23 protein-coding genes and 1 pseudogene are annotated in these 26,994 nt (G+C 45.9%); 20 read left to right on the top strand and 4 right to left on the bottom strand.

Going from position 1 to position 26,994, the window contains the following annotated elements; translation table 11 throughout:
* Positions 1-48 precede the first annotated feature (48 nt).
* From WH96_RS00695 to WH96_RS00645, 11 genes and pseudogenes are all read left to right on the top strand, one after another.
* The gene (locus tag WH96_RS00695) at positions 49-1,209 is read left to right on the top strand and encodes a phosphoserine transaminase (RefSeq protein WP_047762223.1); all 1,161 of its coding nucleotides are present in this window, start codon (positions 49-51) and stop codon (positions 1,207-1,209) included.
* A gap of 12 nt (positions 1,210-1,221) precedes the next feature.
* Positions 1,222-2,799 (top strand): phosphoglycerate dehydrogenase, encoded by a 1,578-nt coding sequence (serA, locus tag WH96_RS00690; protein ID WP_047762222.1) that lies wholly within the window; start codon positions 1,222-1,224, stop codon positions 2,797-2,799.
* A gap of 275 nt (positions 2,800-3,074) precedes the next feature.
* Positions 3,075-4,232 carry an ATP phosphoribosyltransferase regulatory subunit gene (locus WH96_RS00685; protein WP_047762221.1) on the top strand — a complete coding sequence of 386 codons (1,158 nt, stop codon included), beginning with the start codon at positions 3,075-3,077 and terminating at the stop codon, positions 4,230-4,232.
* Position 4,233: 1 nt separating this feature from the next.
* Entirely contained in the window at positions 4,234-5,535 is a 1,302-nt protein-coding gene (locus WH96_RS00680; RefSeq protein ID WP_047762220.1) for an adenylosuccinate synthase, read from the top strand.
* Positions 5,536-6,303: 768 nt separating this feature from the next.
* Positions 6,304-7,959 (top strand): dihydroxy-acid dehydratase, encoded by a 1,656-nt coding sequence (gene ilvD / locus WH96_RS00675; RefSeq protein WP_047762219.1) that lies wholly within the window; start codon positions 6,304-6,306, stop codon positions 7,957-7,959.
* Positions 7,960-8,116: 157 nt separating this feature from the next.
* The gene (locus WH96_RS00670; protein WP_047762218.1) at positions 8,117-9,124 is read left to right on the top strand and encodes a TRAP transporter substrate-binding protein; all 1,008 of its coding nucleotides are present in this window, start codon (positions 8,117-8,119) and stop codon (positions 9,122-9,124) included.
* 53 nt (positions 9,125-9,177) lie between these two features.
* Positions 9,178-9,726, top strand: coding sequence for a TRAP transporter small permease (locus WH96_RS00665; RefSeq protein ID WP_047762217.1), 549 nt, complete (start codon positions 9,178-9,180; stop codon positions 9,724-9,726).
* A gap of 2 nt (positions 9,727-9,728) precedes the next feature.
* Positions 9,729-11,069: a TRAP transporter large permease gene (locus tag WH96_RS00660; RefSeq protein ID WP_047762216.1), complete on the top strand. Its 1,341-nt coding sequence runs from the start codon at positions 9,729-9,731 to the stop codon at positions 11,067-11,069.
* 14 nt (positions 11,070-11,083) lie between these two features.
* Positions 11,084-11,278, top strand: coding sequence for a universal stress protein (locus tag WH96_RS00655; protein WP_047762215.1), 195 nt, complete (start codon positions 11,084-11,086; stop codon positions 11,276-11,278).
* A gap of 78 nt (positions 11,279-11,356) precedes the next feature.
* Positions 11,357-11,533: pseudogene (locus WH96_RS22730) on the top strand (NAD-binding protein); the annotation flags it as partial.
* 234 nt (positions 11,534-11,767) lie between these two features.
* Positions 11,768-12,421: a GntR family transcriptional regulator gene (locus tag WH96_RS00645; protein WP_162200096.1), complete on the top strand. Its 654-nt coding sequence runs from the start codon at positions 11,768-11,770 to the stop codon at positions 12,419-12,421.
* A gap of 288 nt (positions 12,422-12,709) precedes the next feature.
* On the opposite strand, the gene WH96_RS00640 is transcribed toward WH96_RS00645, so the two are convergent.
* Complete coding sequence (locus WH96_RS00640) at positions 12,710-13,027, bottom strand: hypothetical protein (RefSeq protein ID WP_047762213.1); 318 nt, start codon at positions 13,025-13,027, stop codon at positions 12,710-12,712.
* Between WH96_RS00640 and tnpA the strand changes: the two genes are divergently transcribed.
* The 3 genes from tnpA (at position 13,000) to WH96_RS00625 (ending at position 16,644) form a co-directional block, all read left to right on the top strand.
* The gene (gene tnpA, locus WH96_RS22725) at positions 13,000-13,263 is read left to right on the top strand and encodes an IS200/IS605 family transposase (RefSeq protein ID WP_455428436.1); all 264 of its coding nucleotides are present in this window, start codon (positions 13,000-13,002) and stop codon (positions 13,261-13,263) included. The genes WH96_RS00640 and tnpA overlap by 28 nt on opposite strands.
* Before the next feature lie 877 nt (positions 13,264-14,140).
* A complete protein-coding gene (locus tag WH96_RS00630) occupies positions 14,141-16,168 on the top strand; it encodes a serine/threonine protein kinase (RefSeq protein WP_047762212.1) in 2,028 nt (675 codons plus the stop codon).
* An 8-nt stretch (positions 16,169-16,176) separates the two neighbouring features.
* Entirely contained in the window at positions 16,177-16,644 is a 468-nt protein-coding gene (locus tag WH96_RS00625; RefSeq protein WP_047762211.1) for a hypothetical protein, read from the top strand.
* Here WH96_RS00625 and WH96_RS20990 read toward each other — a convergent pair.
* The 3 genes from WH96_RS20990 to WH96_RS00610 form a co-directional block, all read right to left on the bottom strand.
* Positions 16,637-17,341, bottom strand: a complete 705-nt coding sequence (locus WH96_RS20990) for a hypothetical protein (RefSeq protein WP_053005510.1) — start codon at positions 17,339-17,341, stop codon at positions 16,637-16,639. The genes WH96_RS00625 and WH96_RS20990 overlap by 8 nt on opposite strands.
* Positions 17,342-17,502: 161 nt before the next feature.
* Positions 17,503-18,387: an RNA polymerase sigma factor RpoH gene (gene rpoH / locus WH96_RS00615; RefSeq protein ID WP_047762210.1), complete on the bottom strand. Its 885-nt coding sequence runs from the start codon at positions 18,385-18,387 to the stop codon at positions 17,503-17,505.
* A 132-nt stretch (positions 18,388-18,519) separates the two neighbouring features.
* Positions 18,520-19,506 carry an RluA family pseudouridine synthase gene (locus tag WH96_RS00610; protein ID WP_047762209.1) on the bottom strand — a complete coding sequence of 329 codons (987 nt, stop codon included), beginning with the start codon at positions 19,504-19,506 and terminating at the stop codon, positions 18,520-18,522.
* Positions 19,507-19,604: 98 nt separating this feature from the next.
* On the opposite strand from WH96_RS00610, the gene WH96_RS00605 reads away from it, so the two are divergent.
* From WH96_RS00605 to WH96_RS00580, 6 genes are all read left to right on the top strand, one after another.
* On the top strand, positions 19,605-19,985 hold the full coding sequence (locus WH96_RS00605) for a hypothetical protein (protein ID WP_156176644.1): 381 nt from the start codon (positions 19,605-19,607) through the stop codon (positions 19,983-19,985).
* A 59-nt stretch (positions 19,986-20,044) separates the two neighbouring features.
* Complete coding sequence (locus WH96_RS00600) at positions 20,045-21,082, top strand: threonine aldolase family protein (RefSeq protein WP_047762207.1); 1,038 nt, start codon at positions 20,045-20,047, stop codon at positions 21,080-21,082.
* 333 nt (positions 21,083-21,415) lie between these two features.
* Positions 21,416-23,359, top strand: a complete 1,944-nt coding sequence (locus WH96_RS00595; RefSeq protein WP_047762206.1) for a PrkA family serine protein kinase — start codon at positions 21,416-21,418, stop codon at positions 23,357-23,359.
* A 42-nt stretch (positions 23,360-23,401) separates the two neighbouring features.
* Positions 23,402-24,706, top strand: coding sequence for a YeaH/YhbH family protein (locus WH96_RS00590; protein ID WP_047762205.1), 1,305 nt, complete (start codon positions 23,402-23,404; stop codon positions 24,704-24,706).
* 80 nt (positions 24,707-24,786) lie between these two features.
* Positions 24,787-26,334, top strand: coding sequence for a SpoVR family protein (locus tag WH96_RS00585; protein ID WP_047762204.1), 1,548 nt, complete (start codon positions 24,787-24,789; stop codon positions 26,332-26,334).
* A 312-nt stretch (positions 26,335-26,646) separates the two neighbouring features.
* The gene (locus tag WH96_RS00580) at positions 26,647-26,946 is read left to right on the top strand and encodes an Hpt domain-containing protein (protein WP_047762203.1); all 300 of its coding nucleotides are present in this window, start codon (positions 26,647-26,649) and stop codon (positions 26,944-26,946) included.
* The last annotated feature ends 48 nt before the right edge of the window (positions 26,947-26,994 follow it).

Here is a 26,994-nt window from a genome sequence, read left to right as displayed (position 1 = left end):
GTTTGTGTCGTGCAGTCAAAAAACTGCCATACTGGAGTTAAATGTCCAATGAAAGAAAAACCTAGTGAACGTCCCTTAAATCCAAGATTCTCTTCCGGGCCTTGTTCGAAGCGCCCTGGCTGGTCTCTGGATTCACTAGGCTCTTGCTGGCATGGTCGATCTCATCGCGCAAAAGGCGGAAAAGCTAAACTCGCGGAAGTGATTGAACTGTCTCGCAAAATCCTTGGTATCCCCGAAGATTATCGTGTCGGAATCGTCCCAGCTTCTGACACTGGCGCCGTAGAAATGGCGTTGTGGTCTCTTCTTGGGCCGCGGGGTGTTGATATGCTGTCGTGGGAGAGTTTCGGTAAAGGTTGGGTTACAGATGTGATCAAACAACTGAAACTCGATGACGTACGTACTTTTGAAGCTGATTACGGGAAACTACCTGATTTATCAAAGGTTTCCTGGGATCGTGACGTGGTCTTTACCTGGAACGGTACGACCTCTGGTGTTCGTGTGCCTAATGGAGAGTGGATCAGTTCTGATCGTGCGGGACTTTCTATTTGCGATGCAACATCAGCCGCGTTTGCGATGCGGTTACCTTGGCATAAGCTGGATGTCACAACGTGGTCCTGGCAAAAGGTGCTGGGGGGCGAAGGTGCCCACGGTATGATTGCGCTAAGTCCACATGCCGTCGAGCGTTTGGAGAGCCATGAATCTGCTTGGCCAATGCCGAAAATTTTTCGCTTAACAAAAGGCGGAAAACTTAACGAATCGATCTTTACCGGTGCCACCATTAATACGCCTTCGATGCTCTGTGTCGAAGATGCGCTGGATTCTCTTAAATGGGCTGAAAGTGTTGGCGGTTTGGAAGGGCTAGTGGGGCGTTGTAATGCCAACTTTTCTGTAATTGCAGATTGGGTGGCTAAAAGTGATTGGGCTGCCTTTCTTGCAGAAGATGCATCAACGAGCTCGACAACATCCGTTTGTTTGAAAGTAACAGCAGACTGGTTCACAGCTCTTTCCGATGATGCGCAGGCTAAAGCTGCAAAAAGACTTGCTGCGTTGTTGGAAGACGAAAATGCCGCGCTTGATATTGGTGCTTATCGCGATGCACCTGCGGGATTACGTATTTGGGGCGGGGCCACAGTTGAAACCTCAGACATCGAGCTTCTTTTGCCCTGGTTGGACTGGGCGATAGAACAAGTACGTACAGAATTCAAATAGAGTGTTGGAAAAATGGTAAAAGTACTCATAAGTGATAAGTTAAGTCCGAAAGCAGCGGATATTTTTCGTGATCGTGGTGTCAAGGTGGATACCAAAGTCGGTCTTTCCGAAGAAGAATTGATCGCCATTATCGGTGACTATGACGGTCTGGCGATCCGGTCTGCAACGAAAGTAACACCACAGGTGTTGGAAGCTGCGACGAAGCTGAAAGTTGTTGGTCGCGCCGGTATCGGCGTTGATAATGTGAATATAGACGCAGCATCCGGCAAAGGTGTTGTCGTTATGAACACACCACATGGTAATTCTATTACCACTGCAGAGCACGCAATCGCGATGATGTTTGCAACTGCGCGACAAATTCCCGAAGCAAACGAATCAACTCAGGCTGGTAAGTGGGAAAAATCTCGTTTTATGGGATCTGAACTTACGGCGAAAACCTTGGGTGTGATTGGCTGCGGCAACATCGGCTCTATTGTTGTGGATCGTGCACAGGGACTGAAGATGAAAGTAATTTCTTTTGATCCCTTCCTGTCCCCCGAACGCGCTAAAGATTTGGGCGTTGAAAAGGTTGAACTGGATGAATTGCTAGCGCGGGCAGATTTTATCACATTGCATGTTCCTCTGACTGATCAGACCAAAGGGATTATTGATGCCAAGGCGCTGGCCAAAACGAAAAAGGGTGTCCGTATTATTAACTGTGCCCGTGGTGGTCTTGTTGTTGAAGCAGATCTAAAATTTGCTTTAGAAAGTGGTCATGTTGCTGGTGCAGCTAGCGATGTGTTCGAAGTTGAGCCGGCAAAAGATTCTGTTTTGTTCGGAGCACCTAACTTTGTCGCGACACCTCATTTAGGAGCATCAACTGCTGAGGCGCAGGAAAACGTTGCCTTGCAGGTTGCCGAGCAACTTTCAGATTATCTTCTGACTGGTGCTGTGACCAATGCGTTGAACATGCCGTCTCTGACTGCAGAAGAGTTCAACAAGTTGGAACCTTATATGGCTTTGTCGCAACAGTTGGGTAGCTTTGCTGGTCAGCTTACACGCACTGGCCTGAAGGCAATCAAGATCGATTACGAAGGTTCTGTTGCTTCCCTTAATTGTCGTCCATTGACGCAGACGATTGTTGCTAGTCTTTTGGCCCCAATTATGGATTCTGTGAACGTTGTAAGTGCACCTGTGATTGCACGGGAACGTAATATTGATGTGAGCGAAGCCAAGCACGAACGTGATTGTGACTTCCAGACATTAATCCGTTTGACGGTTACAACCGAAAAAGGTGAACGTTCCGTTGCCGGAACTCTTTTTGGTGGCAAGCGTCCTCGACTGGTCAATATCAAAGGAATCGAAATCGAGGCTGAGCTTGGCAAACATATGCTTTATCTGACCAACGAAGATTCTCCGGGATATATAGGGGCTCTTGGCATGCAGTTGGGCGAAGCAGGTGTGAACATTGCGACCTTCCATTTGGGCCGCACAGCACCGGGGCAAGATGCGATTGCTCTTATTGAACTGGATAGCCCGTTGGATGCTATACAGCTGGACAAAGTTAAACAGCTTCCGCAGACAAAACAGGTTGTACAACTTGATTTCTAGAGAGCGCTCTTTTTAATGAAGGCTAGTATGCTTTCATCAGATTTTATCGACAGAAGGCTGTGAGTATTTTTCGCAGCCTTCTTTTTGAATTCACTACATATTTTAGCTCTCCCTTCAGAAAAGTGTAATTTTTCAGCCTTGAATCAGGGAATCAGGTTGCTCTTGAAGGGTAAAACCTGTAGTCAATCACCGAAAGAGCCCAAGGTTAGACCTTTTCCGGTCACGGCAGGTTTTTTCGCATCGTATGAGCTTAAAAACGACCCGGAACGCAGACCATGAAAAAAAATGGGAACCAGGCTTTATTGCCAGCTGGCTTACAGGATTTGCTGATGCCTGCAGCCGCGCATGAAGCCGAAGTAGTGCGCCGTCTTATAGATAGTTTTTCATCCGAAGGTTATGATCGCATAAAGCCTCCGTTGCTTGAGTTTGAAAATGCACTGCTTTCAGGTGCAGGCGAAACTCTTTCCGATCAAATTTTCCGTCTTATGGATCCATCCAGCCATCGTATGATGGGGGTTCGTGCAGATATCACCCCACAGATTGCGCGTATTGCGGCCTCGCGTCTTCAGAACGCACCGAGACCTTTGCGCCTTTGTTATGGTGGTGATGTTCTTCAGGTGACGGGCAGTCAACTTCGCCCGGAAAGACAATTTACTCAGGTAGGTGGTGAATTGATCGGTATTACCGAGAATGCTGCTGATGCTGAGGTTATTTTGGCTGCTGTTACGGCGCTTGAAGCGGTCGGTGTCAAGGATCTGAGTGTTGATATTAACCTTCCAACGCTTGTTCCGGCGATTGCAAAAGAGTTTGGTTATGATGCTGAACAGGCTTTGGAGCTTCGAGTTGCTTTGGACCGTAAGGATGCAGCCGAAGTTGAAAAGATTGCCGGGGAACACGCAACTTTCTTCTTAAAGCTTCTCAATGCTGCGGGTTCAGCTCAGCATGTTATTGATTATGCGAAGGATCTTGAATTTTCAGGCGTTGCAGCTAAAGAATTTGCTAAGCTCATTAATGTCGTCGAGCTAGTCACAGAAGCCGCCCCAAAATTAACGGTAACGCTGGATCTGGTCGAACATCGCGGTTTTGAATATCACACAGGTACAAGTTTTATCTTTTTTGCCAAAGGTGTACGGGGGGAACTTGGACGTGGCGGACGATATGATTCTGTAAGTGTAGATAATGTTACTGAGCCAGCCACTGGTTTTACCCTCTTTATGGATACTGTTTTACGAGCCCTTCCAAAACCGAAGGTCGCACGCCGTATTTTCCTTCCGCATGGAACACGACGTGACGAGGGTGCTGCATTGCGCGCACAGGGGTGGATAACAATTTCAGGTCTTAAACCTGTTGAGAATGATCGCGCGGAAGCGCTGCGTTTGTCCTGTAGTCATCTCTTAGAGAATGACCACATACATGAGTTAGGAAATAACTGACATGTCTAATGTTGCTGTTGTTGGCTCCCAGTGGGGAGACGAAGGTAAAGGTAAAATCGTTGACTGGCTGTCTGAAAGAGCAGACGTCGTTGTCCGCTTTCAGGGCGGTCATAATGCCGGTCACACACTGGTTATTGATGGTGAAGTTTATAAGCTTTCGCTTTTGCCTTCCGGTATCGTCCGCAAGGGAAAAATGTCCATTATCGGTAATGGTGTTGTCGTTGATCCCTGGGCTTTGTTGTCTGAAATGGATCGCTTGCGCGACCAGGGTGTAGAACTTACGCCTGAGAACCTGAAAATTTCAGAAAATGCATCCCTTATTTTGCCATTGCATGGTGAAGTAGATCGCGCGCGTGAAGCTGCTGCGAAAGGCGATGCCAAGATTGGCACGACGGGTCGTGGTATTGGCCCTGCCTATGAGGACAAAGTTGGGCGTCGCGCAATTCGCATTTGTGATCTGGAAGATGCTGATTTTCTAAAAGAACGTGTTGATGCACTGTTGCTTCACCATAATGCTTTACTCAGAGGTCTGAACCAGCCAGAGATTGATGGTGCTGGTGTTGTTGAAAAGCTTTTGGAAGTCGCTCCAAAGATCCTTCCCTTTGTTGATGTCGTCTGGCAACGCCTTGAAGAGTGCCGCAAAACTGATAAGCGGGTTCTGTTCGAAGGTGCTCAAGGAGCCATGTTGGACGTTGATCACGGAACTTATCCGTTTGTGACATCATCCAATACGATTTCAGGTCAGGCATCTGCTGGATCGGGTGTTGGTCCTAGCTCTGTTGGTTATGTCCTCGGCATTACAAAAGCTTACACAACGCGCGTAGGTTCTGGCCCTTTCCCGACAGAATTGTTTGATGACGTTGGGCAGCGCTTGGGCGAACGTGGACACGAGTTCGGTACGGTAACAGGTCGTCAACGCCGTTGCGGTTGGTTTGATGCTGTAATGGTGCGTCAGGCATGTAAAGTTGGTGGGATCACTGGTATCGCTTTGACGAAACTTGATGTTCTGGATGGTTTCAAAGAGCTTAAAGTTTGTGTCGGCTACCGTATTGATGGTGAAGAGTACGATCATCTGCCTTCTTTGCCGAGTAAACAGGCCAAAGTAGAGCCTATCTACGAAACGCTCGAAGGTTGGGATGACAGCACCTACGGTGCACGCTCTTGGGCGGATTTGCCAGCAACGGCAATTAAGTATATTCGTCGTATCGAAGAACTTATTGAAATACCGGTTGCATTGCTGTCAACAAGCCCGGAGCGGGATGATACAATCCTTGTTCAGGACCCGTTTCACCCGAAGGCATAAGATCTGTTAGAAAAGACGATTTTTAATAATAAAAAGCGCTTTCAAAATTGGAAGCGCTTTTTATTTAATAGACTTGTTGCAAAAGTATCGGGATATTACATCGGGTACAATTTCCCGCTTCCATCTTTTTTTAGAATTTTACGATGACGTTTGTAATACCTGCGATAGCTGAAAATGTCATGCTGCGTCGGTCGCCAGAATAGTAGTATGTATCGGCAAGGATACGGAAGCATTTCATCCGCCCAGGAGTTCGGCTGATCGTCGCTTTGTCTACGCCATATAAGAGCACTAAAAAAAACCTGCGTGATATGGCAGCGGTACAAAATCAGTATCACAAGAAGGTGCTCTTCCAAACCGCCCACACCAAAAGGACGACCCTAACAGTTCTTACGGCGGCAAACTCGTTCCCACGTAGGCCGCAGCTGATCAACCTCTCCCCTGAAAATATCCGGCGTAGCTCCTGTTAAATAACGGAATTGGCGCTTGTGTAAAAGATGCCCGGCGTTAAGCATCGGCATAATGAAAGAGCCTCCAACTTTTTTATCACTGAATCACAATTCCAGACCTTTGTGAAGCCATTACACTTTTGCAACAAGTCTAATCACATCTGCCGGGTTCGTACATAAATTACAAATGTTCAACAATTAATTGTTAACAATTTTTTGTTGACTAATTTACTATCCAGCATGCAATATACTTTTCGACTCGATGATATCAAGACCAAAGCGAGTCCTCAGTTACAGACAGGTTAAGAAGGGAAGTTAAGAAATGCGTAGCAACAAGCAGTACACCGGATTGGAACGCTCTTTGCAGCGGGCCTGGGCCAAGGGCGCCGGGCTGATCGACGAAGAATTTGAACAGCCGATGATCGCGGTTGTGAACACCTATCAGGACTTTTCGCCGGAGAATGCCCATTTGAAGCAAGTGGCCGAAGCCGTTAAGGCAGGTATCCGGATGGGGGGCGGAACCCCTTGCGAGTTCAACACATTCCACGTCACTGATAGTGAGACTTTTGCATCAGTAGGCATGCGCTATGTTCTGCCTTCACGTGATGTAGTGGCTGACATGATCGAATTGATGGTCGAAGGCCACCGATTTGACGCTATGGTGCTGATCGGATCCGGCGACAAGGTCATGCCGGGGATGGTGATGGCAGCCGCTCGGCTCGACCTGCCCGCGCTCATGATCTACGGTGGGCCGACAGAGGCAGGAATATACAAAGGTCGTAAGGTTTTCCTGGAAACCGTCTATGACGGTGTAGGCGAGCATCTCCTCGGTAAGCTAAGTCGAGAAGACCTGAAAGGTCTTGAAGACAATCACTTCCCCTTCTCCGGAGCTTGCGACACCGCAACATCAGGCAACACTGCAGGCATCTACACAGAGGCATTGGGGCTAGCGCTTCCAAACTCAGGTACGCTGCCGGCCGGATCCAATTATCAGTTGCGCGCAGCAAAATACACTGGCATGCGCATCATGGAAATGCTCGAAGAAGATCTGCGGCCTTCAAAAATCTTGACCCAAGAGGCCTTCGAAAACGCGATGCGCGTCGGGATGTCCGTTGGCGGTTCAACCAATATGGTTCTCCATATGATCGCTATGGCGAAAGAGGCTGGCGTTAACGTCGATTTCGATACGTTCGACCGCCTCAGCCGCGACACTCCTACCCTGGTAAAGCTCGCTCCATCCGGCCCGTGGGGAGTAACTGAGCTGGGCACTTCTGGCGGCGTTCCCGCAGTTCTGCAAGCGCTTGGCGGTCGTATCCACGGTGACGCGCTGACGGTTTCGGGAAAAAAAGTCAGTGAAATTGTTGCCGGAGCCGAGAACAAAAACCTTGAGTGCATTCATTCCTCTCAAAGCCCGGTTGAAGAAGAAGGATCACTTTACATCCTGCGTGGGAGTCTTGCCCCCGACGGCGCAGTGGTGAAGGCTTCCGGCGTGGCCAAGGCCATGTGGGATGTCACGCTCACCGCCCGTGTTTTTGAAGATGAGGAAAGCGCGATCGACGCAGTACGCGCCAATGACATCGATCACGGCACCTGCATTATCATCCGCAACGAAGGCACCAAAGGCGGTCCCGGCATGCGCGAAATGCTGGGCGCTACGTCCGCAGTCATGGGTGCCGGGCTGGGCCAGACTTGCGCACTTGTCACCGATGGACGGTTCTCCGGCGCAACTCACGGACCTGCCATCGGCTATGTCACGCCAGAAGCAGCACGCGGAGGTCCGATTGGTATCGTCAAGGATGGCGATGAAATCATTATCAACCTGACTGAGCGCAAGATGGACCTAAATGTCTCTGCAGAAGAGATTGAGGAACGCTTTACGACCTATGTAGCACCTGAGCCTCGCGTGAAAAGAGGTTACCTGAAGCACTACGCTGATCACGTTGCACCTGCATCTGAAGGTGCAGTGATGCCTCGCTAATAGTTCTTTGACGGTCATCTAACGAGGCCGTGCCATCCACGTATTGGAGGGTGCGGCCAAAACCCGGCGCCTATTCTTCAGCGGGGGAAAACGGGCGCATAGAAGCGAATATATGCGCTTCATCAATACTCCCCCGTTATATCAAGGAGGAACAGGAATGTTTTCAAAATTTGTTAAAACTCTTCTGGCAGTTACCGCGGTTATCAGTCTCATGTCGACACCAACGTTTGCCAAAACCTTTAAACTGGCAGCTGGTGATGGTCCTGGCAGCTCCCAAGAAGCAACTGCTCTGGCCTTCAAGTCGGCGCTCGAAAAGCTGTCCGGTGGAAAGCACAGCGTTACACTGTTTCTGAACAGTCAGCTTGGTTCAGAACAAGACACTGTTAATGACGCCGCAATCGGTGTTCTGGACATGACCACAATCGCGGCACCAAACCTGGTCCCATTCTCGCCGACCGCGGGCATTCTGACCCTGCCTTACGTCATTCAGTCTTTGGAAGAAGCCGAAACGCTTACCCAGGGTGACTTCGGCAATGAACTCCGGGACACCACAATCAACGACGCCGGAGTACGCGTTCTGACGTGGGGCTATGGCGGTTTCCGCCGACTGACCAACTCCAAACAGCCTGTCACTTCCGTTGCCGATCTTGAAGGTCTCGTCATTCGCGTTCCGAAAAACGAGATCCTGCTGGAAACCTACAAGTCCTGGGGGCTGAGCCCAACCCCGATGGCTTGGTCAGAAGTCTTCGCCGCTCTGCAGACCAAAGTGGTTGATGGTCAGGAGAACCCCTACTCAACCATCTACTCGATGAAGTTCAATGAAGTGCAAAAGTATGTGACGAACCTGCGCTACAACTTCTCGGTTGAACCAATCCTTGTCTCCGAATCCGTGTTCCAGAGCCTGTCCGAAGCGGACCAGAAAATTCTGCTTGAAGCAGGCCGCAAGGCAACCGCTGCTTCCGCAGCTTTCCTGCGTGAATCTGAGGAACGGATACAGGCTAACCTAGAGAAACTGGGTATGGAAATTCATGAACCGGAAAACAATGAAGCGGAATTCATTGAACGCGCTACAAAGGTTGTTTGGCCTCAGTTTTACGACAGCATCGGTGGTGTTGAAAAATTGAACGCCACTCTCGAAATTTTGGGTCGTGATCCCGTCAAGTGATCTGTTGTGGGGGACGTCTTTGGCGTCCCCCATTTTCAGGAAGGGAGGGGGAAATGCTTCTGAAGTTATTGAATAATATTGAAAGTTATATCTGTCGTACGTTGCTGGCCACTTTTGTCTGCCTACTGTTTATGCAGATTGTTGCCCGCGAGATCTTCGGCTTCTCAATTTCGTGGATTGAAGAACTTTCTGTCTATATGTTTGTCTGGTTCGTTTTCTTCGGCGCCAGCTATGCCGCGAAGATGAACGCGCATAACCGGGTGACGTTTCAGTTCAAATTTCTTCCATCCTACTGGATCAAATTCGTCGAAGGGTTCGCAGATCTCTTCTGGATCTTTTTTAACGTTTATTTCATTTATCTCGCTTGTGATTTTGTCTTCTTCAAGATGAACAAATTCTGGTCCTCTCAAACGCTTGGGGTCCAGATGAAGTGGATCTATATGGTCCTGCCTGTCGCCTTTACGCTGATGACCATCCGAATCTTGCAGGTCAATTACCTGAAACTCATCGTGCGGCAGGAAATCAATGATCCCGACAAGATTGATCTCGAAGATTTTCATCCTAAAAAGAGCGCAACAATAAACGGTTCCAAGGAGACATAAGTATGGAATCTTCAGTCATCCTGATCCTCTTTGGTACCTTCCTTCTGCTCCTGTTTTTGGGTTCGCCGATTACAGTGGCCTTGGGTGTCGCGTCACTCATATCTTTTCTGTATCTGGACGAGAACCCAATCAAGTTCGTCCAGATCGCCTTTACATCCGTTGGTTCCTTTCCTCTGATGGCGCTTCCTGCCTTCATTCTGGCGGGGGCTCTCATGGAAGCAAGTGGAATTTCCAGGCGGCTGATTGATGTCGCAGAAGGTTTCGCAGGCCCGTTTGCGGGCGGTATTTCGGCGGCAACAGTTCTGTCCTGTCTTTTCTTTGGCGCTATCTCGGGCTCGGGTCCTGCGACCACAGCTGCCGTAGGGATGCTGATGATCCCTGCCATGGTACAGCGCGGTTATGACAAGGGTTATGCCTCAGCAATCACAGCCTCTTCCGGCGGCCTTGGCATTGTGATTCCGCCGTCAATTCCGATGGTGATTTTTGGCATCGCCGGTATTGGTATGATCCCTCCCGCAGCAGCTATCGAAAAATTCGGCATCTTCCAGACGGTCTCGATCTCCAAGCTATTCATCGCTGGCTTCATACCTGCATTCGTCATTGCAGGCAGTCTCATGCTGCTGAATTATTTCCTGTGCCGCAAGCACGGCTACCGTGGTACTTCTGAAGGCTGGTCCTTCGCCAATATCGCAGACAACATCTACAAGGGCTTTTGGTCCTTGATGGCTCCGATAGTCATCCTGGGCGGTATTTATTCTGGCTTTTTTACCCCGACCGAAGCAGCAATCGTCGCAATCTTCTACACCTTTGTTATCGGCTTGTTTGTCTATAGAGAGCTCACTTGGAGCAAGATAATGTCGTCGCTTGAGGTGACAACCTGGTTGACCGGGCGGGTTCTGCTGATCCTGTTCACCGCCACTGTGTTCGGCCGCTTGCTGGTTGAGCACCAGATCCCGGCTCAGATCGCCGAATCGATGCTCAGCTTCTCGGAAAACGTCTATGTGATCTGGACGCTGATCATTCTGTTTCTGCTTTTTGTAGGGATGTTCATGGAAACTCTGGCCACCATCCTTATCCTTGTTCCGGTGATGCTACCTGTAGCTTACAGTGTTGGTATCGACCCTGTACACTTTGGTGTGGTCATGGTTTGTACTCTTGGAGTTGGCTTCCAGACACCTCCGTTGGGCGAGAATCTCTTCATTGCGTCGGGTATCTCCAAAATCTCAATCGAAGAAATTTCCCTTCGTGCACTGCCCTTCGCAGCTGTAAATACCGCAGCAATCTTCGTGATCGCGTTCTTTCCGGAGCTATCGCTGTGGCTGCCGCGCTTCTTTGGCTACTGAAAGGAAAATCCAGCATGGAACCAGCTATAACTGATATTCTGTTCGCATCTGACCTTTCGCAAAATGCAAAAGTTGCGATGGAGAAGGCAGTACAATTCTCGCAAATGTCCGGAGCTAAGCTTCACATACTTCACGTCGTTGAGAGGATTTCAAGTGATGCTGAAATAACCATGCGGCTGTATTTTCCGGATCCGGTGTTGCGGATTTAGGTGGCAGAGCAGATGAAAAGCCGCAACCGGATTCCTCATAGCTGGACTTGTTCAAGTGCTATCTGAGGCCTTGCATTTTCTGAGGAAGCCGGTCTTGATAGCGATACCGTCGTGGGAGCAATCAGCCAGAGTGCTGCAGGAAGCGGGAAAATGATGAATCGGTACAAATTTATGATGGAGGGTGACTTCGACCATGGTTTTGCAGTTGATCTAATGCGAAAGGACTTGGCTATTTGCTTTGATGAAACTGAGTAGCTGGGGGCGGCCTTCCAGACACTGAAATCGTCGACGAGTACTGTGAAGAAGTACAAGTCATGGGAGGCCGGCGATGAGCACACCTAGTCTCATAAAGTGGCTGCGATCCGGTTAAATCATATCTCGTTAGTGCGTACTGGAATGGCTTGAAGTTGCTAAACGCGTCAGCTATATTGTTATCAATTAACTAAGCAGGGTATAAATTTGATGGAAGAGCAGCTTGAAAGAAGAACTTTGGACACTCAGACTGCAGATCTCCTTCGAAATCAGATCATTTCCGGCAAGCTTGGTGCGGGTGAACGTCTCACTGAAGTTCAGATAGCTGACCAGTTTCAGTTATCCCGTGGAACTATTCGCTCAGCTCTTCAGGAACTCAAGAAGGAGGGCTTGGTCGATCAGCTCCCATATCGCGGTTGGGCAGTCAGTGAGTTGACGATCCGTGATGCCTTCGAATTGCAATCCCTACGTTCTGCTCTGGAGGCGTTAGCAGCGAAGTTGGTGGCACAAACAATTGACGACACCAAAAAAAAGCGATTGAACGCAGCATTTTCTCAGCTCTGCCTTAAGGCAAAAAGTTCCAATGCACGAGAAGCCGCTGTAGCCGATTATGATCTTCATTTCTGCACAGTGCAGCTTTCGGGCCACAAGCATCTATTCGATATGTACAAGTTAATGGGTGGGCAAGTTCAACGCTACATCTACGAAGCAAATATGCTAGTCGAAAATGGGGACGAGTTGATCGCGCAACATGCTCCGATTATCGACGCCATTGCCTCGGGAGATGCCAAAAAATCAGAGCAGCTCGCGTATGAGCACAACGAGAAAGAAGGGCACAAGCTGGTAGATTGTCTTGAAGGTGCGCTCATAAAGAGAGCTACGAAGCGGTAATTTGGAGCAAGGTTTTTTATTGTTTCGTGCTTCTAGACAAAACCTTCACTATATGTCCGCTGTCGGAACATTTCTCTCAGCTTGAGCGTTTTATGATGTGAGTGTCTGCCGCCTTATTCTCCTGAGCTAAAGCACTTTGTCTTTGATTTGAGTCGAATATGGATTCCCGTTCAGGGTTATATATGATTCACTATCTTCCGGAGATGATTCATGGGTAAAGCTTGTTCAGCAGATCAGAACTATTCCTGATATTACCCTGAAGGAATTGGCTCAATTACCTGAGGAAACTCATGGCATGCACTGTTTCGGGTGTTGGTTTTGACACGGAGACAATCCGTCCATTTTCAGTTGTAATGATCCCGTTTTTAATGCTGTGGCGCTTTTTCTTTTGGAACCATGATGCTGGGTTTGATGTCTAAAGCTTAACCCGAACGCCTTTTGCGGCGGCAAACTCGTTCCCGCGAAGGCCTCAGGCTGATCAATCATTCTCCTGAAAATATCCGGCTTAACTCCTGTTAATTTCCAAGCTTTAGGTTTAAAGTCACCGACTTTTAGCCGGTCAGCTTCAGCTAGATTTTTTGGATGTCCTATTGTACAGGCAGTCATACCACTTTTACCACCGTTTTCATGTAGTGTGGGTTACCAAGTATCGTTTCAAGATTTTACGCGGAGAGATGCGCGAACTCTTACGTGATATTATACGGCAAAGCTGTGAGGAAATGGGAGTGAGTATAGTTAAGGGTGTTCTCTCTACGGATCATGTTCATATGTTTTTGTCGGTCCTTCCGCATCTGTCCCTGTCAAATGTTATGCAGCGGATCAAGGGGGCGTTCATCGCGTAAAATTCAGATGGAATATCCTGAACTCGGAAAACGATATTGGGGGACGACGTTTCTGGGGGCGGGGATATTTCTCTACAACAAGCGGAAACGTAACCGATGAGGTAATACTAAAGTACTTGGAGTTACACTCCTTAAGTAAACCTACCGACATCAGTCGGTAAGTGGTTTAATTCCCTAAGAAACCAGTTTGATGTCAAATCTAACATAGTTATGATGTTTACTTCGTCGGAAAGAGAAGAAGATAAACAAAAAGCATCTTCATTCGAATTTGTTAAAGGTTACCTAGTAAAGGGAAAGTTTTCTTCTGAAGATCTTAAGTTAGAAATGGAAAAATACCTCTAGAACGCGTTGTTGATGTATAGATGCAGAAGACACAACTTGATCTGACATTTTCTCTTCAGTGTCGTTTAGATGACATCCACTGCTTGTACAGAGAGTATTGACCTTATAGTTGTCGCTTCTGGCTTAGGGTAGTTTATGCGGTGATCCTGTTTTTCTGGGCCACCTCAAACCTCTGGATTTTATCATTACCACCGGACAACGCCATGACGCACCGCTGGCCGTACCTTTACTGAAAATCTTTCGGCTCGAAATCTGCTAGCTGATAAAGGATATGACAGCGATGATATTCGTGCTTTTGCATGGCCAAGCGTGATAAAATCGCATATACCGCCGCATAATAACTGCCTTCCTTCACTTTATCGCTGCATTACAATGGATAAAATAAAATCTCAACAGACCCTAAATACAGGTCTGAATAAGCGAAAAGAAAAACTTTGTTAACTATCTTTTTTACCTTTCTCTGTTATAGCTCTAGAACTGTATTTATCTTTTGTGTTGTGAAGGCCGGGGGGCCTGTTCTCGGGTTGAGGAAGTAATGCCTGCTCATATCAAGGAAATTGCCAATGAATTGGCGCATCTACAGCAACCTGTAGAGTTCGAGGACAAGTTTCGGCTTTTGCCTGCGGAACGTCTGCCCGAGTTGCAATCACCAGGAACGATGGCGATTGCTGCAGCAAGTCTTAAGGGAAATAATCCACTTTTTGCTCTGATTTGCCAAAAAGAAGCTGCGCCGCGATTTTCAATGATCAGGTTAATGAGCCGTGTTGCCTGTCCGGTGATGATGACGCCTGTCGGATCCGGTACGGTTGTTTTTCCAGATGATAATATTCGCCGTTTTGTTCTTGTATATGAACGCCCTTCGGGGAAACGGTTAATTCCACAAGCCGGACATCCGGTTCCAAAAATGGATGAAGAATCAATTATCAACGGGATTATATATAACCTTTTACCTGCGCTTAGTGAACTTTCTGCGCGAACACTTATGCATCGTGCCATTCGCGCTGAAAATATTTTTATCACTTCAGATGGTAGGGCAACACTTGGAGAATGTTTATCTACACCACCTGCTTATGCTCAACCCGTTTTATATGAGCCAATTGACTCCGGGATGGCGTCACCTTCCGGACGCGGAGATGGTGGTGTTCTGGATGATTTCTATTCTTTTGGTGTTTTTTTAGCTGAAATTTCCATGGGGGGGACTCTGCTTCAAGGGCGGTCGGATGAACAGATCATCGAAGCCAAAATCAAACTGGGGTCTTATGGAGCATTGGTTGGGCAAACACGTGTTCCTCTGAAATTAATGGAACCGTTGCGCGGATTGTTAAGTGACGATCCTTATGAGAGATGGACAATTCAAGATCTTGAAATGTGGGCCAATGGGCGGCATCTTAGCCCTAAACAGGTTCCGCTCCCTCCTAAAGCAGTAAGATCTATATCGTTCGCTGGTAAAGACTATTTAACGGCGCCAATGTTGGCGAATGCGATGCGATTAAATTGGTCGGAAAGTAAAGTATTAATCCAATCTGATCATTTGGATTCCTGGGTTCGACGGGCGCTTTCCAATGATGATATGGGAGACCTCGTCGTCCTTGCCGAGCGAACATCGCATGCCCTGGCTGCAACGGGAAGTGGCGAAGATAGAGCCGTGTCTGCTTCTATCATGGCGTTAGATCCTTCTGCGCCGATTATCTATAAAGACGTAGCGGTTCGTGTCGATGCCATTGCGCAAGCTGCTGCTTTGGAGTTTTTTGAGCCTGGCAAGGTTGAACAGCTTCTTGATATTATTCGTATGAAACTATCCCAAGCTTGGGTTACATCGCAAACACGAACGAAGCCAGAGTTTATTGCGATCATTAAGCAAATTGAACATTTGGCGCAGAATGTAAAAAGCATGGTGCCTGGTTATGGGATGGAACGTGCTGTTTATGCAGGTAATGAAGGCTGGCCCTGCATGTCTCCGTTGGTTGGTGATCATTATGTTGACGACGTTAAAAACTTGTTACCCGCTTTGGAAAGTATGGTTGCCGAAGGCCGTATAGAGGGCGCACCCGTGGATAGGCATGTCCTTGCCTTTGCCATGAATCACATGCGTGGTAATTTTGATGCTTTGTTAAAGCGCTTTGAAGATCCATTTAATCGGGATGTTTATAATAGTGCTTCATTGAGGATTTTGTCGGACATGCAAAAACAGTTTGGGCCGCCAAATTTACCCGCTCTATCTGCGCATATGGCCAATTTACTTATAGATTCTGTTGAGAATTTTCATAATACAGCTTTTCGAAAACAACTTCGTGAGGCTGTTGAAAATGCAACAGGTGAAGGTAAATTAACAACTTTACAATCGATTTTGGATAATTCTCAGATCAAGGATCAAGATCAAGTTGGGTTCGATCAGGCACAAGTTATTTTCTCTAATCTGGAAGCTCAAGCCACATGGCTGGAGCAAGGTGGACTTGTTTCGAATGAAAATGTTCGACATGTCAGTGATAAAACATCTGCGGTTATTTCCGGCGTATGTTCAAGTTTGGCACTGGTGCTTATGACAATTGCTTGGGTTTTTTAGAGGATAATATGGGACGCTTACCTCTTCTTCTCGTTATTCTTGTGCTGGCAGCGGTATTAATGCCCTCAGCCATCCTTATGGCTGTTTTGATGGTTCCCAGTCTTGTTGTATATGTCATTGATCGTAATCCACATCGATATTTTACAGTGACGATAGGCTTGCCAAATTTTTGTGGCGTGCTCCCTCCATTGATGGATTTATGGGAACGAGGCCAAACCTTTGACGGTGCCTTTAACGCTATCGCTGATCCATGGAATATGATGATAGCTTACGGTGCTGCTGGATTAGGGTGGGTTCTTTATCTGGGAACACCAATTTTTGTTTCTAGCTATCTTAATATTTCAACAGATGGAAAAATTAAGTCTATCCGACGCTATCAAGACGATTTGATTGACGCTTGGGGCAATGGGGTCAAACAATCTACTAATATTGCCCCTGTTGAAGAGATGGAGGCCCATGAACAAGATGTCAGTTAAGTTTCTTCACTCTTTTTAAGATAATGATCAGATAATAAAGAACAAAAAGAGCAAAAAACAATTCCTGCACTTCACTGGTTCTTTGGAAAAAGCGAAAAGGAACGTCCAAAGCTGCGAATAGACGCTCTGTCATCCGGGTGGTTTCTGCAATGATTGCTGTTGGTAACAGGACTAATGTTGGGACTATAATAGCGTAAGGATGATTTCTTAGATGTGGTTTGTTGCGCAAAACAAGCGGTAAAATGATACCACCTAAAATGATACCAATTTCCAGAACTGTACGGGGCTTTTGATCGAGCCAAGAGCTTGTGTTGTGAAAGTTGGTCTCTCCTTGGTCATTAATTTGGGACCATTCAGCGGATGTATCCCACTGGAACCAATGTTGTCCCCAACTGGCCTCTTCCCCTGACATGTAAAAACTTCCCAAGGCGGCAAGTAATACCCAAAACCATAGGAAAGAAAAAGTAGGGACATTTGGGTGAAGAATAATACGGAGTGCGAGTATGAAAGATATCGCAGGAATAATGGCATGAGATGTCTCAAGTATTCCTGTCCGCTCATTTCCAATCCAATGACTGTAAGTTTCTTCTGATAGCAAAAGACCTGTAACAAGTAAGCTGGCAGCTATGATAATAGGTAGCCACAACCATAACCATTTGGGAAGGTCGTCTTCGAAGACATTATTAGAAGAGGTCATGATTTACCTAGCTGATGTTTTGAAGTTTTGTTTTAGGAAACTAGCTTTTCAATCGACTGTTTTCCAGAAAATTTTCATACTTCTATTTTGTTGAGTGTCAAAAATAAAAAAGCCAGCTAGAGAAGTATCTAACTGGCTTTTAATTTGATTTATTCTACTCGTTACGAAATTGCTAACTTTTGTTCGATAGCAGCGTTCTTGATCGCTTTTTGCAGTTTTTCAAAAGCCCGAACCTCAATCTGTCTGACGCGTTCCCGACTAATGTCATAGATGTGAGAAAGATCTTCCAATGTCGTTGGATTGTCTTTCAAGCGGCGTTCTTGAAGGATGTGCCTTTCGCGCTCATTCAGGGTGAGCAGAGCATCTTCTAGTAGTGCGCGACGTTTCGTTAACTCTTCTGTTTCTGCAAACTGAACTTCTTGACTTTCAGTTTCATCGACCAACCAGTCCTGCCACTCACCGTCACCATCAATGCGTAACGGGGCATTTAGGGAATTATCTGGTCCAGCCAAACGACGGTTCATTTGGACGACGTCATTTTCAGACACTTTAAGCGTATCGGCGATGTGGGTTACCTGTTCAGGAGAAAGGTCACCTTCGTCGATTGCGGACATCTGTCCTTTTAGTTTACGCAGGTTGAAGAAGAGTTTCTTTTGTGCGGCTGTTGTTCCCATTTTGACGAGGGACCAGGAGTGCAGGATATATTCTTGGATAGAAGCTCTGATCCACCACATGGCATAGGTCGCCAGACGGAAACCTTTTTCCGGGTCAAAACGTTTTACAGCCTGCATCATGCCAACGTTACCTTCGGAAATCAGTTCCGAAACGGGCAGCCCGTAACCGCGATAGCCCATCGCAATTTTTGCGACAAGACGCAGATGACTGGTGACAAGCGTATGAGCCGCATCTGTATCGTCATGCTCGCGCCAGCGCTTGGCAAGCATATATTCCTGGTTTTGTTCTAGCATAGGAAACTTGCGAATATCCTGAAGATATCGCGACAGGTTTCCCTCTGGTGTCAGGGCTGGAATTTTTGATGATACCATTTTACGTTCCCCTTTTAATAGCTAGTTATGATGCAATGCTCACAACGGCAAATTCTCTGCGTGATGCTACATATGGTATGCTATGCCGCGGTGCACAAGAGGCAACTTAATTCTAAATGCGATTTTTAATTATTATAAACTAATAATCAAATCTTTCAAATCTCTTGATAGTTCGCTTGAAAAGGAGAGATTTTCTCTTGTTATGGGATGAGAAAATCCAAGCGTTTTTGCGTGTAAGGCTTGCCTTTGAAAATCTTTCATGAGGCTTTGAGCTTCTGCAGGAAGATTTTTGATCCGGCCCTGACTTTGGCTGCCATAGAGTGGATCTCCCAAAAGAGGGTGGCCTATGTGGGTCATGTGGACACGAATTTGATGTGTGCGCCCGGTTTCCAGACGACATTCGATTAAGCTAGCTGCTCCGTCTGAAAAAATTTCAAGAGTCTTATAATGCGTGACAGCTCTTTTGCCGCCCGCAGGCACAACAGCCATTTTTTTTCTGTTTTTAGGGCTACGACCTATATTGCCCTGAATTTGGCTTGCAGAAGGTTTTGGAAAGCCCCAAACAATTGCGTTGTAACTTCGTTCTATATCGTGTGTAGCAAAAAGTTTTACCAACCCCTGATGACATTCGTCTGTCTTGGCTACAACCATTAAGCCGCTGGTGTCCTTATCAATACGGTGCACAATACCGGGACGCTTTACGCCCCCAATACCCTTGAAATCATCCCCGCAATGATAAAGCAACGCATTAACCAAGGTTCCATCACTATTGCCCGGGGCAGGGTGAACAACCATGCCTGATGGCTTGTTGACGATCAGAAGATAAGGGTCTTCATAAACGATATCGAGAGGTATGTCCTGTGCAATAGGTTCAGGATCAACTGCAGAGGGAACTGTTAAGCTAACTTGTTGTCCGGGTTTTAAGCGGTAGTTTGGCGTTTCAATTACTGCTTTGTCGATTGTCAGGCACTTTTCGATAATAAGGGCCTGCAAACGGCTTCTTGAAAGATCTGGAAGATGTTGCACGAGAAAGCGATCAAGGCGTTGTTTTTTTTCTGCGTCAATAACGATCAAATTATATATTTGTGTGTCATTACTCTTATTGCCGCTATCTGGCATCTCTTCCTCGTATAGGCTTCTTTTTAAATTGCTCTGGCTTGCCGAACTGATCTTGCTCGCTTATTACATGACTTCCTTTTACTCGCGGGTTGAATAAGATGAAAGCTATTAAGATAGCCGTCGCCATAATGACTATTCTACTGGTCGTAGGTTTTGCCGTTGTGGTTTACACGATTTCGACAAGGTTAAGCGATGGTACTCTTTCAAAAAAAGCAGATGAAGAAGTGGGCATGCTTTCTGAAGTGGCCATCGAAGGTAAATCGTCTGATCGCTTAAGTCATAGATCTGGTGAACCATTTGATACTGTGCCGATTAAAATTCCTGCTGGTTGTCGCTTGGCGGATACGCAATTACTAGGTGACCGTGTTCTCTTTCGATTTGATGGCGAACTTACACGTGACTGTCAGCGAGTGGATATTTATGACAGTCACAATGGAACTAAAGTTGGCGGTTGGCAGATTGATGATTCCCCGGATTGATGTTTACCCAGATCGATACTTACTAAAATGATGTCGAAAAAACCTATGGGACAAGTTATATGACGAATTTTGCCTCTGATAATGTGACAGGTGTGTCGCCAGAAATTATGGATGCATTGGTGAGTGCAAATAACGATCACGCTACAATGAGTTATGGTGCAGATCGGTGGACTGATAGTTTATCAAGTAAAGTGGCCGAAATTTTTGAAACTGATGTCACAGTCTTTCCGGTTATTAGTGGGACAGCTGCAAACGTTTTACCAATTTCTTCACTAACCCCTGCGTATGGCAGCATATACTGTCATAAAGAGGCGCATATCAATGTTGATGAATGTGGTGCCTCTGAATTTTATACAGGTGGAGCGAAGCTTGTTCCGTTAGCAGGAGATCATGGAAAGTTTTCTGTCACCGCGCTGGAAAACGCGATTTTTGGCCGTGGCGTTCCTCGTCACGCTCAACCTGCCTTGGTTAGTTTGACTCAAACTACAGAAGCCGGAACGCTTTACCAGCCCGAAGAAATTGCGGCGATAACAGAAGTTGCCAGAAAGAACGATCTCAAGGTTCACATGGATGGCGCCCGTTTTGCGAATGCTGTTGTTGGAACAGGCTGTTCAGCAGCTGATCTTACGTGGCGCTCTGGTGTTGATGTGCTTTCATTTGGCGCGACAAAGAATGGAGCGATGGGGGCTGAGCTTGTTGTTTTTTTCGGAACACCGAATGTGAAAGAACTTGAAAACAGACGTGTACGCGGCGGACATTTCATTTCTAAAATGCGGTTTCTATCTGCTCAGTTAGCCGCTTATCTAGACAATGATTTATGGCGAAGAAATGCTCAGCAAGCCAACGATATGGCTCAGCGTATGACGAATTTTTTGTCAAATATCCCAAAGATTGAATTTATTCATCCTGTTGAAGCTAATATTTTATTCATGACTATGCCAAAAGGTATGGTGGTTGCCCTAAAAGAGGCGGGCTTTGAGTTTTACGAAATGTTACCAGGGGAAGAAAGGTCATTGGTTCGTTTAGTGATGTCCTTTAATTCCAAGCAATCTGATGTAGATCGGTTTGCGGAAATAGCGAAACAATATAGGGCATAAAGCAGCTTTTGTTTTGAGACGTAACCTCGGTTTTATTCCATGATTTTACCGCACGATTTTACTCTGTGATTTTACGGTTTTTTTTTATGAATTCATTTTTTACAAAATAAAAAGAAAAATAGTTAATCCAGCTTCTTGAGTGAAACGTAAAAAATATAAGAGCAGTTTCAATCGATTAGTGTTTTGTAAAATTCCGAGTACGCTTTTTGAGATCGATTTTGATGGATTTTAGTTTCAGCCTTCTAAACGTCCATTGTTTTTAACAAATGACACAGGCTGATTTTATGAAGGAAAGTATCACAGGTTAAGCCAATACATACAGAGGAGGTCATAATGCCCAAGACCGATATTTTCGACGCTTATTCAGAGCTATATGATAGCCGGCAAGAAAGCGAAATGTCGTTGAGGGATTACTTGTCCGGTTGTCGAGAAGACAAGGTTATGTACGCCTCAACCGCAGAACGAATGCTGGATGCTATTGGTACACCAGAACTTTTCGACACAAGTCAGGACGAGCGGATGGGCCGGATCTTTATGAACCGGACGATCAAACGCTATCCGAGTTTCAGTGAGTTCTATGGAATGGAAGAAACCGTGGAACGCATTGTTGGTTTCTTCAAGCATGCTTCTCAAGGTCTCGAAGAGAGAAAACAAATTCTTTATTTGTTGGGTCCCGTCGGTGGCGGTAAATCTTCGATCGCGGAACGATTGAAGATTTTGATGGAGAGCTGTCCCGTTTATGTCCTGAAAGCAGGAGATCATATCAGTCCTATTTTCGAATCTCCGCTTGGCTTGTTTAACCCAGAGACAATGGGCGATCTGCTAGAAGATAAGTACCAAATTCCCAAACACCGTTTGACGGGGCTGATATCTCCATGGGCATTGAAGCGTTTGGAGGAGTTTGAAGGCGATATTTCCAAATTCACCGTGGTGAAGATGTTCCCTTCAAAACTACGTCAAATCTGTATCTCCAAAACCGAGCCCGGGGATGAAAATAACCAGGATATTTCGACACTGGTGGGAAAAGTTGATATCCGAAAACTTGAATATTATAGCCAGAATGATTCTGACGCCTATTCCTATAGCGGCGGTCTGAACATGGCGACACAGGGACTTCTTGAATTTGTCGAGATGTTCAAGGCGCCGATCAAAATGCTGCACCCTTTACTGACGGCAACCCAAGAAGGCAACTATGTGGGTACAGAAAATCTGGGGGCGATTCCTTTTCAGGGAGTCATTCTGGCACATTCAAATGAATCTGAATGGCAAAACTTTAAGAACAACAAGAATAATGAAGCCTTTATTGACCGTGTTTGTATGGTCAAAGTTCCATATAGCTTACGTGCAAATGAAGAAGCCGAGATCTATCACAAACTTTTAAGAGACAGTGACCTCAGTGCGACCCATTGTGCACCTGCAACCTTGGAAATGATGTCACAGTTCAGTGTGATGACACGCTTGAAAGAGCATGAAAATTCCAACATTTTTGCAAAAATGCGTGTTTATAACGGCGATAATCTCAAAGATGTCGATCCAAATGCTAAGCCGATCCAGGAATACAAGGAAACAGCGGGGCAAAACGAAGGAATGAATGGTGTTTCGACCCGTTTTGCGTTCAAAGTTTTGGCTGAAACTTTTAACTATGATCCGAATGAAGTGACTGCTGATCCTGTTCATCTGATGTATGTATTGGAACAGGCGATCCAGCGGGAACAGTTCCCGGATGAAATTGAGAAACGGTACCTTGAATTTATCAAAGGTTATCTATCTGTTCGTTATGCCGAATTTATCGGAAATGAAATTCAAAAAGCTTATCTGGAATCCTATTCTGACTTTGGTCAAAATCTCTTTGACCGTTATATTTCCTATGCTGACGCGTGGATCGAAGGTCATGATTTCAAAGATCCAGACACCGGACAATTGCTGGATCCGCGTATCCTTGACCAGGAATTGTCCAAGATAGAAAAACCGGCAGGAATTTCAAATCCCAAGGACTTTAGAAATGAAGTTGTGAAATTTACCCTGCGTGCCCGGGCAAATAATAAAGGGCACAACCCCCGCTGGACATCTTATGAAAAATTACGGGAAGTGATTGAAAAGCGGATGTTTAGTCAAGTGGAAGATCTATTACCTGTTATTTCTTTCGGTTCTAAAAAAGATAAGAAGACTGAATCCAAGCACAATGAATTCGTCGATCGGATGGTTGACCGTGGTTATAGCAAACGGCAAGTCCACCGATTGGTTGATTGGTACATGCGTGTAAACAAAGCAGGTTAATTTGGTGTTTTTGAGGGGCAGTGAATAGGTGGGTTGAACAGCATGATGCATTTTATTGACAGGCGATTAAATCCAAAGGGTAAGAGTTTACCCAATCGGCAGAGGTTTATTCGTCGTGCTCAAAATCAAATACGTAAAGCTGTGAAAGAGGCTGTAAATGGCGGTAAAGTCACCGACATTGGCCATAATGGCCGGATAACTATTCCCTCTAAGGGGTTAAACGAACCGCGCTTTAAGTATGATTACAGCAAAGGTAAGCATGATCGCGTCCTTCCGGGGAACAAAGAATTTTCCACAGGCGATCAGATAAAGCGTCCACCAAAAGGCGGAGAAGGGCAGGGTGGTAAAAAAGCCAGTGAAGATGGCGATGGGGAAGATAGCTTTCAGTTCTCTCTTTCCAGAGAAGAGTTTTTGGATGTCTTCTTTGAAGATCTGGAGTTGCCAGATCTTGTAAAGACGTCGTTGAAAGAAGAAGTTGAATTTGAGAACCAGCGTGCTGGATATGTACGTGTTGGATCGCCAAGCAATATGGACTTGAAGCGAACAATGCGTCATAGCCTCGCTCGGCGAATTTCAATGAAACGGCCTGGTAGCGAGGAACTCAATACCCTTCGAGAAGAAATACTGGATCTGGAAGCGAGAGGACGTAAAACTAAAAAGCTAAAAGAGTTACATGAAAGACTTGAGCAGTTAGAACATCGTCGCCGGTTTGTTCCCTATATTGATCCTTTGGATGTTCGGTATAAATCTTTTACAAAAATTCCAAAACCGAACACCCGTGCCGTTATGTTTTGTTTGATGGATGTTTCCGGGTCCATGAGTGAAAGCATGAAAGATCTGGCCAAAAGATTTTTCATGCTTCTGCATCTGTTTCTTTCTACCCAATATGAACGGGTTGAGTTGGTTTTTATTCGCCATACACACATGGCCAAAGAGGTTGATGAAGAAACGTTTTTCTATTCCAGAGAAACGGGGGGAACCATTGTTTCCTCTGCCTTGGAAGAAATGGAGAAAGTTCTGAAAGATCGATATCCGCTTGGTGATTGGAATGTTTATGCGGCGCAGGCATCTGATGGTGACAACTTTGCCAGTGACCGGGAAAAATGCTTAGCCATTATGGGGGATGTGATCCTGCCGGCCTGTCAGTATTTCGCTTATATCGAAGTAATGGATGAACAGGAACTCGAGATATTTAAAGACGAACAAAACATGACGGATCTTTGGCGGATCTATGCACAACTTACGGCAGGTTTTGAACAATTTGCCATGCGAAGAGTTGTTAAACCCAATGACATCTTCCCTGTTTTTCAAGATTTGTTTTCCAAAGAGAATGCCGGAGATGGCTAGGTATTCTAATGGCTAAGAATTAGTAAGTATTTGCTATCTCGATAAGCTGTTGATTCGCAAAGCTATAAAAAGGAATTCCTATGGCAAAAGCGCAAAAGATACAAGAACCCCTGTATGAAGGTGCAGAATGGAGCTTTGAAAAGCTTGATTGTGTCTATGATGCCATAGAAGAAATCGCAAATACCGAATTGGGCTTGAGTGTTTATCCAAATCAAATAGAGGTTATAACCTCTGAACAGATGCTTGATGCTTATTCAGGTATTGGAATGCCTTTGATGTATAATCATTGGTCGTTTGGGAAAAGCTTTGTTCAGGACGAATTCTATTACCGTAAAGGAATGCGCGGGCTTGCTTATGAAATTGTTATAAATTCCAGCCCTTGTATTAGCTATATCATGGAAGAGAACACCATGACGATGCAGGCGCTGGTCGTGGCCCATGCTGCCTTTGGGCATAATCATTTTTTCAAAAATAATCATCTCTTCAAGCAATGGACAGATGCCGAGGCTATTCTGGATTACATGCATTTTGCCCGTGAATATATCAATAAATGTGAAGAGCGACACGGTGTTGAAGCTGTGGAAGAACTGCTGGATGCGGCACATGCACTTCGCGAGAACGCTGTAGATCATTATTCAAGACCGGTTCCTATGTCCCGGGAAATGGCACAACAGCGCATTGATGATCGTGAAGAACATAAACGCGGTGATTACAGAGATATTTGGCGTACTTTGCCTCTTAAAGAAGTAGAGATTGAGGATGAAGAGGTGAAGAGCCAACGTCAGGAAGCTATCATGGCCAAGTTTGGGTTACCGGAAGCCAACCTTCTTTATTTTTTTGAGAAACACAGCCCGATATTAGAGGATTGGCAGCGAGAAATTTTGCGGATTGTTCGGAATATCGCCCAGTATTTTTATCCGCAAAAGCAAACCAAAGTGATGAACGAAGGCTGCGCATGTTTTTGTCATTATTTCATTATGAACAGGCTTTTTGATAAGGGCTTAATTACCGAAGGCGCAATGCTGGAATTCATTGATTATCATACCCGGGTGGTCGCGCAACCCGATTTTGATGATCAGCGATGGAGTGGCATCAATCCGTACGCTTTGGGGTTTGCGATGATGCAGGATATTTACCGCATATGTCATGAGCCAACGGACGAAGATAAGTTATGGTTTCCCGATATCGCAGGGTCTAATAATGGAATTGAAGTTCTTAAAGATGCTTGGGCTAATTACCGGGATGAAAGCTTTATTTTGCAGTTTTTGAGTCCGAAACTTATTCGAGAATTTAGGCTGTTTCAAATCCACGATAATTCGGCACTGCCCCATTTAAAGGTTGATGCTATTCATGATAGCCGCGGGTACAAAAAAGTTCGCAGTGCTTTGGCAAAATCTTACACTGTTTCGGCTATGACACTGGATATACAGGTTGCCGATGTCGAGTTTGAGGGGGATCGAGCTATTACATTACGTCATATGGTCCATGATGATGTTCCTATCGATGGCAAAGAGGCAGAGCAGGTGATGCGGCGAATAGCGCAACTGTGGGGGTATGACGTTAGCCTTTATTGTGAAGATGCGCTCACGGGCAAAATCCTCGCGACTTACGATGTTACAGCCCCCTGATACTGGTCCACTGATAAGTGGTGGGATATGTATAATCCCTAACTTTTATCGTGAGTAAATATTTTATAGCTGTTATTCTGTAATAGTCGTTACTGTCCGAAACCAAACGCTGTTCAGTTGCCTTTATGTGTGAACGGATTTCTTTCGGATAGGTGTTCAGAGAGTTAAATAACAGGATTAATCATCCTGGAATGTCGGTATTGCCGTACCGATTTAAGAGGGGAGCACAGGACAATTAGCTCGTTTAGTGACTTAAATACACAAGAAACAGATAAAACCTATCCTGTTCGGGATGAGTTAGTCATTCAGGCTTTGTCAAATGAAGTCGGGGAAGAGACTATTCCTTTTCTGGTCGAACAGTTTTGTGCTGATCTGAGAACACATTTGACTGGTGTTTTAAATGCGGCCCGAATGCATAATGCCGAAGAATTACAACGGGAAAGCCATACTTTAAAAAGTGTGAGCGGAACCTTTGGTGCACTTCGGTTGCAAGAACAGATGCGCCTTATCAATGAATCCTGTCGGTGCGGGGATCATAAACATGCCATTGAACTTGCTGTAAGTGCAGATGAGATTGGTGCCTTGACTATGGAAGCTTACCAAGGCAGTTAGGTTTTTCAGAGTTTTATTAAAAAGTGTGCTTTGTCTTGAACCGCTTGG

The sequence above is a fragment of the Kiloniella spongiae genome (assembly GCF_001026905.1).
GTDB lineage: Bacteria > Pseudomonadota > Alphaproteobacteria > Kiloniellales > Kiloniellaceae > Kiloniella > Kiloniella spongiae.
This window is presented reverse-complemented; position numbering and strand designations above follow the sequence as displayed.